This window comes from Iodobacter fluviatilis (assembly GCF_900451195.1).
Taxonomy (GTDB): Bacteria; Pseudomonadota; Gammaproteobacteria; order Burkholderiales; family Chitinibacteraceae; genus Iodobacter; species Iodobacter fluviatilis.
The window spans coordinates 734151-747187 of the sequence record NZ_UGHR01000001.1 but is presented as its reverse complement, the minus strand read 5'-3'; the positions used below and the strand labels follow the sequence as shown (position 1 = coordinate 747187).

At 51.0% G+C, this 13037-nt stretch carries 13 protein-coding genes; 12 read left to right on the top strand and 1 reads right to left on the bottom strand.

The genetic code is table 11. From position 1 onward, the window contains the following. Positions 1–157: 157 nt before the first annotated feature. The 11 genes from gspG (at position 158) to DYD62_RS03350 (ending at position 10532) form a co-directional block, all read left to right on the top strand. The gene (gene gspG / locus DYD62_RS03400) at positions 158–574 is read left to right on the top strand and encodes a type II secretion system major pseudopilin GspG (protein ID WP_099399166.1); all 417 of its coding nucleotides are present in this window, start codon (positions 158–160) and stop codon (positions 572–574) included. 19 nt (positions 575–593) lie between these two features. Next, positions 594–1766, top strand: a complete 1173-nt coding sequence (locus DYD62_RS03395; RefSeq protein ID WP_115226077.1) for a type II secretion system F family protein — start codon at positions 594–596, stop codon at positions 1764–1766. Beyond that, positions 1763–3454, top strand: a complete 1692-nt coding sequence (locus tag DYD62_RS03390; protein ID WP_115226076.1) for a GspE/PulE family protein — start codon at positions 1763–1765, stop codon at positions 3452–3454. The genes DYD62_RS03395 and DYD62_RS03390 overlap by 4 nt, the downstream gene beginning before the upstream one ends. Before the next feature lie 404 nt (positions 3455–3858). Then, on the top strand, positions 3859–4641 hold the full coding sequence (locus tag DYD62_RS03385; protein ID WP_115226075.1) for a hypothetical protein: 783 nt from the start codon (positions 3859–3861) through the stop codon (positions 4639–4641). Between the two features lie 355 nt (positions 4642–4996). Next, a complete protein-coding gene (locus tag DYD62_RS03380; protein ID WP_115226074.1) occupies positions 4997–5521 on the top strand; it encodes a hypothetical protein in 525 nt (174 codons plus the stop codon). Positions 5522–5535: 14 nt separating this feature from the next. After that, positions 5536–6066, top strand: a complete 531-nt coding sequence (locus DYD62_RS03375) for a type 4a pilus biogenesis protein PilO (protein ID WP_165928593.1) — start codon at positions 5536–5538, stop codon at positions 6064–6066. Between the two features lie 73 nt (positions 6067–6139). After that, on the top strand, positions 6140–6676 hold the full coding sequence (locus DYD62_RS03370) for a hypothetical protein (protein WP_115226072.1): 537 nt from the start codon (positions 6140–6142) through the stop codon (positions 6674–6676). Between the two features lie 106 nt (positions 6677–6782). Next, a complete protein-coding gene (locus DYD62_RS03365) occupies positions 6783–8726 on the top strand; it encodes a secretin GspD/PilQ domain-containing protein (RefSeq protein WP_132038605.1) in 1944 nt (647 codons plus the stop codon). A gap of 2 nt (positions 8727–8728) precedes the next feature. After that, complete coding sequence (locus DYD62_RS03360) at positions 8729–9223, top strand: type II secretion system protein (protein WP_115226070.1); 495 nt, start codon at positions 8729–8731, stop codon at positions 9221–9223. 444 nt (positions 9224–9667) lie between these two features. Then, entirely contained in the window at positions 9668–10066 is a 399-nt protein-coding gene (locus tag DYD62_RS03355) for a type II secretion system protein (RefSeq protein WP_115226069.1), read from the top strand. Continuing rightward, positions 10038–10532: a type II secretion system protein gene (locus DYD62_RS03350; RefSeq protein WP_115226068.1), complete on the top strand. Its 495-nt coding sequence runs from the start codon at positions 10038–10040 to the stop codon at positions 10530–10532. Before DYD62_RS03355 ends, DYD62_RS03350 begins: the two co-directional genes overlap by 29 nt. Before the next feature lie 105 nt (positions 10533–10637). Here the strand turns inward: DYD62_RS03350 and DYD62_RS03345 are convergent, their stop codons facing one another. Beyond that, positions 10638–12050, bottom strand: a complete 1413-nt coding sequence (locus tag DYD62_RS03345; protein WP_115226067.1) for an aminotransferase-like domain-containing protein — start codon at positions 12048–12050, stop codon at positions 10638–10640. 322 nt (positions 12051–12372) lie between these two features. Here DYD62_RS03345 and DYD62_RS03340 point away from each other — a divergent pair, with 322 nt between their 5' ends. Continuing rightward, positions 12373–13002 carry a LysE family translocator gene (locus tag DYD62_RS03340; protein WP_115226066.1) on the top strand — a complete coding sequence of 210 codons (630 nt, stop codon included), beginning with the start codon at positions 12373–12375 and terminating at the stop codon, positions 13000–13002. Positions 13003–13037 lie beyond the last annotated feature (35 nt).

Genomic DNA, 13037 nt, shown 5'->3' with positions numbered 1-13037 from the left:
TCTTTGCTAATCAAAAGGCATACTTCACCCTCGGTATTTTTCCATCTAGGCAAAAGCCATGAAAAAGGCTTGATCCCGCAAGAAGCGTCGTATTACGATGCGGGGATAGAAGATGAAAGGCGGCTCCTGCCAGCCTTCACGGGAAGAGACTAATTATATGAAGAATCACCGCCTCTCCAGAGGTTTCACCCTACTGGAATTATTGGTTGTTTTGCTGATTATTGCCCTGCTGGCCGGTTACGTTGGGCCAAAGCTATTTGGCGAGGTAGGCAAAGCCAAAACCAAGACTGCGGCAAGCCAGATGAAATCTATCGCGGATGCACTGGATCATTACCGTCTTGATACCGGCCACTATCCAAGTACCGAACAAGGCATCAATGTACTCACCAAAAAGCCCAGTGACGAGCCAAAGTGGCAAGGCCCTTATTTGATGAAAGACGTACCGGCTGATCCATGGGATAGGCCTTACGTTTACAGCAAACCAGGTGAAAACGGCCGCGACTACGATTTGCTGACTTTAGGTGCAGATGGCAAAGCCGGTGGTACGGGCGAAGACACCGACGTCAGCTACTAATCGATAAAGCCCACTCCTCATGCGCTACACCGTTAAAGCCTTGCAGGCAGGTAAGCTGCTGCAGCTGGATATCGACGCCGCTAATGAAAGCGAGCTACGGGATAAGCTGACGGCGCAAGGACAGCAGTTTTTATCTGCCAAGGCGCACAGCGCCTTTAAGCTTTCTTCCAAAGAATTTGGCCTCTCGCTCTTTACCCAAGAGCTGATCGCGCTTTTGCAAGCGGGGCTGACGCTGGTTGAAGCGGTAGAAACACTCAAAGAAAAAAGCGCGCAAGACACGAATGGCGAAGTATTAAGCCGCATGATTGAAGGCCTGTATCAGGGCTTACCACTATCTAAAGTACTGGCACAAATGAGCCAGCACTTCCCGCCTTTATATATTGCCACCGTCAGCTCGGCCGAAAAAACCGGCCACCTTGCCGATGCACTGGGCCGCTATCACCATTACGAATCCCGGCTAGCGGCGGTCAAAAAGAAGGTCATCTCGGCGGTGATTTACCCGCTGGTGGTGATTGGCATTGGCGGCGGCATTATGTTGTTTTTGCTGTTTTATGTGATTCCAAAATTCAGCCAGATCTATGCATCCATGAAAAACCTGCCTTTTGCCGCGCAAGTGATGCTGTGGTGGGGCGATCTGGTGCATAAGCACGGCGTAATGATGTTTGGCGCCATGGTGCTCAGCGTGGTGTTGGCGGTGTTTTTGCTGCGTACGGCTGCGGCAAAAAATGCTTTGCGCGAAGCCTTCTGGCGCTTGCCACGTTTAGAGCAGTACCGGCGTTTATTTTCGCTGACCCGTTTTTACCGCACCGTAGGCCTGCTGCTGGCTGGCGGGATTTCGGTAGTGCATGCAATGGAGCTGGCGGCGCAGTTATTGCCGTTAAAAATGCAGCTTGGCTTACAACAGGCCCTGGTTGATGTGAAATCGGGCCAATCCCTTTCACAAGCCCTGCCCCACTATCAGCTGACCACCCCCGTATCAGAGCGCTTACTACGCGTTGGGGAACAAAGTGGCGAGCTGGCCACCATGTGCGAGCGCTCTGCGCAGTTTTGCGATGAAGAGCTGGAACGCGCCATCGATATGTTTACCCGCCTTTTTGAGCCGATATTAATGTTGATTATTGGTGTATTGATCGGTGGAATTGTTTTTCTGCTGTATATGCCAATTTTTGAGCTGGCTGGGAATATGCAATGACAGATGCAAAATGGACACCTGCCACAGAGGCCGCCCCTTTACCCAGGCTCAGTCTGGAGTTGATTCAAACATTACGCCAGGATCAGGCCCCGCTTGCGCCTCGTTTGCAACACGTATTGCAGCTGAGCGATGCCGATTACGGTGAAGCGCTTAGCCACTTTCTTGGCCTGCCGTTTTTAAGCATGGATGAGCTGAGCGCACTCAGCCCGCGTTACGATCTATTGCCTTACGGCGAAGCCGTGGCAAGGCAATGCCTGCTACTCGATGGCACAGATGGGCTATGTATGGTGCTGGCCGATCCTTTTGATGCCGCACTGCGTAACTGGCTGCGCCAGCGTTTAACCGTAAGCTATCAAACTGCTTTTGCCCATCATCAGGCACTGCGCACTTACTTGGATCAGTTTGAAACCTCACACCGGGCGATGGATCAGCTGGGCGTGGGCGAGCAGAGTGAGGTGAATCAGGACGGCATTGTTGAGATTTCGCTGGCCACCCTTGCTGCAGATAAAAAACCAGTGGTCAAACTGGTGAATTCCACGCTGTATGACGCGCTTAAAGCCAAAGCGTCCGATGTGCATATGGAAAGCACGCCCAACGGCTTAACCATTAAATATCGCATCGACGGCGTACTGCTGCATATCGGAGGGGCAAATGGCCTAGAAACCGCCGAGCAGGTAATTTCTCGGATTAAGGTGCTGGCCGATTTAGACATTTCTGAGCGCCGTGTGCCGCAAGACGGGCGTTTTAAGGCGCGGATTAATGGCCGCGAAGTGGATTTTCGCGTCTCCATCATGCCGTCAATTTACGGCGAAGATGCCGTGCTGCGGGTATTAGATAAGCAAAATGGCGGCGATGCTTTTAAGCAGCTGCGATTAGATATTCTGGGCTTTGATGACGGCACAATGGGCCGGATCAGAAGTCTGGCACGCGAGCCTTACGGCCTGCTGCTGGTCACTGGCCCTACCGGCTCAGGTAAATCGACCACGCTTTACGCCACGCTGTCTGAAATTAATACCGGCGAAGAGAAAATCATCACGATTGAAGATCCGGTGGAATACCAGCTGCCCGGCGTATTGCAAATCCCCGTGAACGATAAAAAAGGCCTGAGCTTTGCCCGTGGCTTGAGATCGGTGTTACGGCACGACCCAGACAAAATTTTAGTGGGTGAAATTCGCGACGGCGAAACCGCCAATATTGCAGTACAAGCCGCGCTGACCGGCCACCTGGTGCTCACTTCCGTGCACGCCAACAATGTGTTTTCGGTGCTCGACCGCTTTATTCATATGGGCGTGGAGCCAAACAGCTTTGTGGATGCGCTGATCGGCGTAGTGGCCCAGCGGCTGATTCGTAAAATATGCCTGCATTGCGTGGTGGACGACGAACCCGATGAAGAGCTGCTCGCCACATCAGGCCTACGCAGCGAAATAGTCAAAGGCTGGCGCTTTAAAAAAGGCGTGGGGTGTAAGGCTTGTCGCAATACCGGCTACCAGGGGCGTAAGGCGATTGCCGAAGTATTGCGGCTAAACGACGAGCTAAAGCAAGCCATCGCCAGCCGCGCGCCAGCTGTAGAGCTGAAGCAACTTGCCGCACGCTTTGGATTTTTGTCGATGCGCCAGCAAGCGCTCGCCGTTGTGGCCAGCGGAGAAACCACCTTACAAGAAATTAATCGTGTGACTTTTGTGGATTAAACGATAAAACCCTTAAAAGAACCTTAGGTCTGTAAACACAGAGAACACGGAGTTTAAAAGCAGCACAGAAAAACAAAGACGCGTAGGGCATAGCTATCTACACAAGCCAGCACACTTACCCCCCCCTTTGTAAAAGGGGGGCTGGGGGGATTTGCAGTTGATGCAGGGCTAAAATTAGCCAAAAACCAAAGGCAAATCCCCCTCTAATCCCCCTTTGATAAAGGGGGAGGCTGCAGTACTGAAGTATCACCTGATGTGCGTTGATACTTATGCGCTTAGGGCGCTGCATTACGCAGCATGGCAGCGTGCAGACAGGCTACAAATGTCATCAGGAAATTTTTTCACCAGCGCAGTGGGTTACGCGGTAAAGCATCGCTAACCCAAGCTACTAATGGAAAGCAATCGTGTCCCCTTTATGGATTGAGCATAGCGTTTGGCTGGCGAGCAAGAAGCTGGGTTTAGCCAGCCAGCCGCGCTTACAAAAAGCAGATAAGCAGTGGACATCGGCAACGATCGACGCCCAATCTGCTGCGCTGGCTTTGCAGCAGCGGCTGGAGACTCGTCCAAAAAGCAGCATCAGCACACTGAATATATTGCTAAGTGGAGACTGGGTGCGTTACGCCGTACTGCCTTGGCAGGATGGCCTGTATCAGCCGGACGACTGGAATGCTTACGCTCGGCTCATTTTAGCCCAGCAATTTGCGGGCTCTGCCGAAGGCTGGCGGCTGTGTATTCATCCGGCAGGCTTTGGCGAATCGCGCCTAGTGGCCGCCATGGATGAATCCATTTACCAAGCCATCATCGAGCTGAGCCGTGCAAATAAGCTGCGTTTAAACAGGGTACAGCCGCTCTTTTCTACCGTGCATCAGCAGTACCGTAAACAACTCAAAGCCGCCGAATTTGCGCTGTTGATCACCGAGGCCGATCAACTTTGCTGTGGGTTCTGGCGCGATGCTGCGTGGCAGGGCGTCATCAGCCTGCCGCTGAATCAGGACAGCGAAGCACTGCTGAATGGCGGCATGGCCGCACTGCTGCGCCAAGCGGCCATGCTGGCGCAGGTGTCTTTGCCACCGCAAATCTATATCAGCTCCAGCACCCACCCGCTCGCCAAACTCAGCCTGCCAGAATGCGAAGTCAGCTATTTAGGTGCAGTGCATCCTTTATTTGCCGGGGATTGGGCTTTATGAACACAAATGATGCACATTGCACCCGAATTACGAATCAATCCTCTCCACCTATGCTCAAACGCTGCAACAACAACCGCTTAGTTTGCACGGGGCTTGAATTCCCCTTCAAACGCGCCGAGCGAGGAACAAGCGGGGCGGGGTTTCGGCGAGGATGTTTGAGCGAGCCTGCGAGCGAGTCCCGCAGCCGCCGACCCGATTGTCCACAGCGAGGGGATGTCGCGTTTGCGGGGTCGCCTTCTTTGCTTACTTTCTTGGCGAAGCAAGAAAGTAAGTCCCACACGGGGGACTCCCGTACCCAAATCACTGTGCCGAAGGCACTAAAAACACAACACAGCGATCAACCGGACTTTGCCGCATGAAACCCATGCAACTCGATTTTCATCAATCACCCCGCTCAACGCCATGGCTGGGCTTAGCCCTTGTCGTTGTGGCAGTGATTGCCCTGCTTTGGGTGATGACCCGGCTTGATATCAGCGATCAGGCACGCCAGCAGCTGGATGCGCGCGAGGATGAGATCAGCTGGCAGCGCCGCCGCTTAGATGAGGCGCGTAATAAAGAGCAAAAAGAAGCCCCAGCCAATGCAAAAGTACTGGCCGCGCATCAGGCTCAGCAACAAGCCATCGGGCCGGTGCTGGCCGTTTTAGAGCAAACCTGGCTGCCCACCGTGGCCTATACCCGCATCGAGCTGGCCGGCACCGAACATCTAATCAAGCTGGATTTAGAAGCCAAAACGCTGGCCGATGCATTGGCGCTGGTCGATCGTCTCGGCAGCACCAAGGGGGTTAAAACGGTTTCTTTATCCCGGCATAATTTGCGTGCTAGCGATCCCTTCCATCCAGTGCAAGTGAATCTGGATATCACGTGGGAGCCGCGCCGATGAATATGCAGCGACTCATGCAACAGATCATTTGGTATGTACGCCAATGGCGGCAATATGCGGGCGTTTTGGCAATTGCGGCCTTGGTTTTGCTGCTACTAACCGGCGCACTTTATGTGCAAAAGCTCAAACCTATCCAAAAAGATTTAGAACGCCGCGAGCTGAGCCTACTGGAAGCCGCGCGCAAGCTGAAGCAAGCAACATCCAGCGCCTCTGCCACCGCCAGCAGCGTGGCAGAAGAGCGCCTGCCGCAATCGAATCAATTTACAGCGTTTTTACTTAAGCTCAATGAGCTGGCCGAGCAAAAACATATTGTACTGCAGCAAAGCGATTACAAAGCCACGCCCGAAGTGGGGGGTGAGCTGCTGCGCTACGGCTTGCAGTTTCCGGCTAACGGGCAGTACCCGGACCTCCAGCAATTTATTAGCGAACTAGAAAAAATACCCGGCGTGCGCATCGAAAACCTCAGCATATCTCGCCCACAAATTGGCGAGGCCATGCTCAGTATTCAAGTGCAAATGTCATATTTAAGCGAGGTACAGCCATGATCTCGAAAGCAACTATGGCTAAGACCACGCTCAGTATTCAAGTGAGAATGGCGGATTTAAACGAGGTGCAGCCATGATCTCGCGCCCGCTGCAAATTGTGCTAGCCATTACGCTCATTTTAACGCTCTATTCTTTCTGGCAAGACAGCCAGCCTGATGATATGCCAGCCCGCCGTCAGCAACATGCGGCAGCAGCCAGTGAAGCCAGCGCTAAAGCATCGGCCGTTGCTGCGGCACAAGCATCGGCGGCCTCGGCAGCCAGCGGTGTGGCCGTGAATTTATTCCCGGTTCAAACATGGCAGCCGCCTCCTCCGCCGCCACCTAAACCCACACCGACTCCGAAGCCAACGCCCACGCCGCCGCCGGTTGCGCCCCCTTTGCCGTTTAAAGTGGTTTCAACCTGGCACGAGGGCAACATTGATTATGTAGTGCTTGAGGCGGGCGGCCAGCAGATGGTGGTTTGCCAAAGCTGCAATGCCCTTGGCCGTGTACAAAAGGGTGAGGTTTTACTGGGCTCATGGCGGGTGGATCAGGTGACCCGTCAGCAAATTATTTTTACTTTTATGCCGCTGAATCAGCAGCAGGTCCTTTCCTTGGGAGCGACGCCTTGAAAACGCGCCCTTCGTGCAAATTAAATCAGCCAACTACTTTCCCCCTGCCGCTCAAGCAGCTGCGGATGCTTTCTTTTGGAGCTACATTTTGAAGCGCGCATTTAGCATGACCCTTATCGCGGCCAGCTTGCTGACTGGCTGCGCCGCCGACATGGCCCGCAAACAGGGTGAGTCTTTAATTTATGAAGGCGAAGTAGAACAAGGCTTACAGTTTTTAAAAGAAAAATCCAAGCTATATCCTGACGATATCAAACTACGTGCCAGCTTTCAGCGGCAATTAGACATCACGCTTGGCGCTTTGCTCAAAGAAGCCGACAACGCCCGCGCGCGCGGCGATATCGAGCTGGCGAGCAATCGCTATCAGCAGATGCTGTCACACGATAAGGGCAATTACCGGGCGCTGGAAGGCTTAAGGCTGAGTGAAATCGCAGCAAGGCAGGATTCCATGCTGAAATATGCGCGTGAAATCAAAGACAATAAACCGGAAGAAGCACTGGATGTACTGGCTCAAATGCTGATCGATAATCCGCGCAACACGCAGGCACTTAAGCTGCGTGATGAAGTAGAAAGCCGCAAAACGCGCGAAGCCACGCTGCGCCCCGGCTTGGCACAATCTTTAAAAAACCCAATTTCTTTGCAATTTAAAGATCAAAGTATCAGCAGCGTATTCGATATTATTTCGCGCATTGGTAAAGTTAATTTTATTTTTGATCGCGATGTTGCGCCTAATTTACGCACCACAATTTATGCGCACGACAGCAGCGTAGAAGATGTGATTAATTTAATCTTAACGACGAATCAGCTCGATAAAAAAGTATTAAATGAAAACACCATTTTAATTTACCCCAAACGCCCGGATAAAGACCGCGATTATAAAGATCTGGTGATGCGTACCTTTTATTTATCCAACGCCGATCCAAAACAGGTATTGGCGATGATTAAACAAATGGTCAAAACCAAAGACGTGTATATCGACGAGCGTTTATCCATGCTGGTGATGCGCGACACGGCCGAAGCGGTTGCCGTGGCCGAGCGGCTAATTGCCGCCCAGGATTTACCGCAATCAGAGATTATTTTAGATGTGGAAATTCTTGAAGTAACCAGTACAGATTTGCTGAATATGGGGATTGAATACCCACAAAAGATTTCTGCTTCAATTGGTGTGCCTAATGGCCTGGGTGCTATTACGGCGGGTAATTCAATCAGCCTGGATAAGCTGAATAATCTGAATAAAAGTGATGTGCTAGTTAATATTGGCAGCCCAGCCGTTACGGCCAATTTTGCCCATAATAAAGGCAATACCAATATTCTGGCCAATCCAAAAATCAGGGTTAAAAACCGCGAAAAAGCCAAGGTGCAAATTGGTGACCGGGTGCCAGTCATTACGACCACCACCAATAATGGCGTTACCTCAGAATCCATTACCTATCTGGATGTGGGCTTAACCCTGAATGTGGAACCCACGCTATCCATCGATAACGACATCAGCGTAAAAGTGTCTTTAGAAGTTTCTAACGTAACCGATAAAAGCAAAACCACCAGCGGCAACACGGTTTACACCATTGGTACACGAAACGCCACAACCAATATGAGCGCCAGAGACGGTGAAACGCAAGTCCTAGCGGGCCTCTTATCCCGCACCAACCAATCCACCGGCAATGCACTGCCAGGCCTTGGTGAGCTGCCGGTACTAAATCGATTATTTGGCAATCAGAGTGACGACAATAAAAAAACCGAGCTGATTCTTTTAATCACCCCCCGCGTAGTGCGTAATTTAGCGATTCCATCGCCCCATATCACTACCTTTGAAAGCGGCACCGAAGGCGCAATCAGCACCAACCCGCTACGTTTACGCCCAAGCTCCAGCATCAAAATTAATAGCACGGCGGCAGGCAGTATCATGATGCCCGCGCCTCAGCCCATGATGCCGCAAGCCATGCCGGAACCAGCCCCCCAGCCCGCCCCGGCGCCTGTTGCGCAAGCTGCGGAAGACAACTCTCAGGCTGTTACACCGCCAACAGGCAGAGGCAATGGCATGGGACGGCGCTAAAGATGTGGCCCCGTTTGCCAGCTGACCGGCCCGCTCTGGGTTTTACCCTGATCGAGCTGATGGTGACCCTCACCATCCTGGCCGTACTGGCCACGGTGGCCATGCCGCTTTCGCAAATTGCCTCTACCCGCCAGCGTGAAGAAGAGCTGCGCCGCGCGCTCTGGCAAATTCGAAGTGGTATCGATGCCTATAAGCAAGCGGCAGACGAGGGGCAAGTTAAAAAAAATCTGGATGAAAGCGGCTACCCGCCCAATCTGAGCGTTTTAACAGAAGGTGTAAAAGACGCCAAAGACCCCAATGGTAAAATGATCTACTTTCTGCGCCGCCTGCCCAGAGATCCTTTTTGCGATTGCCCAAGCAGCTCGGATGAAAAAACATGGGGCCTGCGCAGCTACACCAGCCCCCCCGATTCCCCCCAGGAAGGCCGCGATGTATTTGATGTGTATTCACTCAGCAGCGGAGTTGGGCTGAATGGTACGGCTTATAAGAAGTGGTAGATAGTGAGCGGTGGAAACCCAAGTCCTGAACCACGGAGGACACGGAGTTTCACGGAGAAAAACAAGGGGGGAATTAAGGTGTTTTAATAGGTTTTAAATACTTTCAAACCCAGCTATCTGTAGTTTATCGCTGCTTGTGGCATGGGGCTTTTTAAAGTCCCCTTGAAACACGCCGGAGCGAGGAACAAGCGGGGCGGGGTATCGGCCAGGGAAGGAGGATCCAGCCAATCCCGCCTGCCACCGCCTCAATTGTCCGCAGCGCAGGAGCCTTCGTGTTTTTGAGTTTGCTGTTTTGCTTCCTTGCTTGGCCGTTCAAGAAAGGGAGGCCCCCGTGGTGGCTACCGCTCCAAAATCAACGTGCCGAAGGCACTAAAATGATCTTTTGATCATTTTTGACTTTAGTTCTCGCGTAATAAGTAAAACCAAATCATAAATAGGATCACCATGGCGCATGCGTCGTCTGCCAATAAAGGCCACACAAGCCACAAAGGCTTTACCCTGATCGAGCTACTGGTCGTGCTCGCCATTATGGCCAGCCTGCTCACCTTAGTCGTGCCCCGCTATTTTCACCAAACCGAGCGCGCCAATGAAACCGTGCTCAAACACAACCTCGTCGCCATGCGCGATGCCATCGACAAATTTTATGCCGACACCGGCCATTACCCCGCCACAATCGACGAGCTGGTCAGTAGCAAATACCTACGAGAAATGCCGATGGATCCCATCACCGGCAAAAACGATGGCTGGCAAATCATCAAATCTGAAAACGCCAGCGGCGTATACGATGTAAAAAGCGGCGCAGAAGGAAACGGCAATGACGGCTCGGCCTACAGCAGCTGGTAAACAGCAGTCCGGTTTTGCTTACGCATGGGCCTTAATGGCCGTGCTCATCATGGGTATTTACCTCGCCCAAGTGGGCGAAGCTTGGCAAAACCGCGCCCAGCGGGCCAAAGAAGAAGAGCTACTGCGTGTAGGCGCTGAAATCCGCCGCGGCATCCGGCTGTACAGCGAGCAAAATATGATGCAAGGCACGCAATACCCCAAAACACTGGAAGAGCTCGTACTCGATCCGCGCAGCCCCACACCAAGGCGCTTTATCCGCAAAGCCTATAAAGACCCGATGACAGGGGACGACTGGGCCTATATCTCCGCCCCCGGAGGCGGCTTTATGGGTGTTTATAGCCAAGCCAAGGGTAAGCCACTCAAGCAACAACGCTTCCCCAGCGACTTTGCCAGCTTCGCCAATCAAAACACCTATCAAGACTGGAAATTTGCCAACTGGCCCAATGGCAAAGCGCTGAAAAGATAATGGCTTAGGGTGGATTGTCTTCATACCCTGTATACACCTCTGCCTGCAAAATTCTTTTTTTGCTTAGCTCCATCACATCCTATATATGCGTCCTAAATCTGCTCCCTATACACTCAATAAACAAGGCTTTAACAAAGCACTAAACGCTTGCTCAACAGCATCGTCATCACTAAATGCAACATTAAAACGCATATATTGCTCTGTCTGCGGCTGACGACTAAACAGTGCACCGGGAGCGAGCAATAAGCCTTGCTTCATTCCCTCCCTCGCCAGCATTTCACTATCCACGCCTGCAGGTAGCTTCGCCCAAATAAACATCCCTCCTGTAAATGGAAAGGGCATGGTGCATCCCGCCCGCTTCAACCACGCAAAGACCCGCCCGCCAGACTCAAGCAAACGATCAGCAATCCTTTTACGATGCTTGCCATAGCTTCCTTCATTAAGCATACGGCACAGCAATTGCTCTAATAACTCTGAAGTGCCACCACCGCTCATTAATTTAAGGTGGCTTAATTTTGCAGCTAATTGCGGTGCAGCAATCACATAACTCACTCGCGTATTGGCACTTAAAATCTTAGAAAATCCCGACAAATAACTCACATGCTCAGCTCCGGCCAATGCGGCCAGCCTAGGGGGAGGATTGCTGTGCAGGTCTCCATACAAATCATCTTCAACAATATGGCAGCCATACTCTTTGCATAATTGTAAAAGCCGAAAAGCCTGGGCAGGCGTAAATGAATGCCCTGTTGGGTTGTGCAGCAATCCACAGCTTAAATAAACGCTGGGCCTGTGCTTGGCCAGCACCGCTTGAAAACGATCAAAATCAGGCCCCTCTGCTCTACGCTCCACCGTCACGACCTGAGCGCCATGCAAAGCTAAATTAGCATGAAAATTAAAATAGCAGGGGTCATCAAGCAGCACCGTATCCCCCTGGCGGAGCAATACGCGCAGCAGCATATCTATGCCCTGCACCGTATTTGAGGTGGTCACAATCTGCTCCAAATGCACCGGCATCCCTTGTTCAGAGAGTTTTTTTTGCAATGCTTCACGCAAAGGCAAATAGCCGGCAGGGCTGCCGTAAGCAGAGACACGCAGCAATGGGGAGCGAACAGTGGCGCGCATCGCTTGGCGAAACGCATCCGTATCCAGCCAGGATTCAGGTAAATGACCGCAGCCGGGGCGCAGCTCACCGTTATCCACCAATAAAGAGCGGCGCAGCACGCTAATCAAATCCTGGGGCAATAAATCAGCCTGCGGCGGATAAATCGCCTGTGGACTTTGCGCCACCACAAAGTATCCCCTGCCCTGCCTAGATATCAGTAAATTTCGCGCACGTAAGCGATCCAGCGCATCAATGACCGTAAATTTACCCACCCCCAGAAGCAAAGTTAACTCTCTGACTGAGGGTAACTTGCTACCCGCAGGCAACACGCCGCTCTCTATTGACGCAGATACAACCTCAATAATTTGCCGGACTTTAGAAGTCCCTTTTTGAAAATGAACAGCAGGAAATGTCATGGAACTCTCTTTGTTTGCCGCTTATTTTACCGGTAAAGCAAGGTCGGTTAGATCATTACTTAAGCTGTATCCCTCCTGATCTTCAAACTACACTGGCTAAATCAAGCCCTGCATACTTTAAATAAGAAACAAAAGCAATTTATTTAAAGCATATAAATTTACATGCTAACAGCGCTGATCTATTCAATTTAGTCATCCCTAGGCAGGCCAGAATTGGACATCCACATTGAATCTCTGGCAAAAACAATTAGGGATATCGATTCAGTCGAATATAAATTCACGTTTGTATATTAAAAAACAAAACCACCAAGGATTCAGCGAAATGACTACAGGACTAAGCCCTGAAAACTTCATATATTTTGTTATTTTTTGTTTTACGATGACATTCAGCCCGGGACCAATGACCATTTTCTTACTTAGCCTTGGTCTGAAAAGTGGCTTGAAAAGTGCGCTACCTGCACAAATAGGTGCAAGCCTTGCTTATTTAATTTCAATCATTATTTTTGCTATAGGCCTTTCAGAAATAATTAAGGACTACCCACTTCTCACTCATACTATTCAACTCACAGGTATCAGCTATATTATTTATCTTGCTTACAAACAATGGACCAGTAAAGAAATACAAATAAACACCCATATAGATCTTAAAAACTTTAAAGATTTATTCTGCAAAGGGATGCTTACTGGGATGTCTAATCCCAAAACAATCCTGATGTTTACAGCTGTTTTTCCTCAGTTTTCAGCACAAAAAGATCACCAAATGACAGATATTTCTATTTTAGGAATCACATTTCTTGTTCTTCAATTTGCCAGTGGTTGCAGCTATTGTTATTTTGGCCAGCGGATTAAGCCACTACTTGATCAGCCTTCCAGACAATCTTTGCTGCATAAAACCAGTGCCGTTTTACTTCTGGCCGTAGCCACAATGCTCGCTCGCAGCTTTCTGGCATAAAATCCCCCTGCCCCTCTGCTCTTACAGCCTGTCAA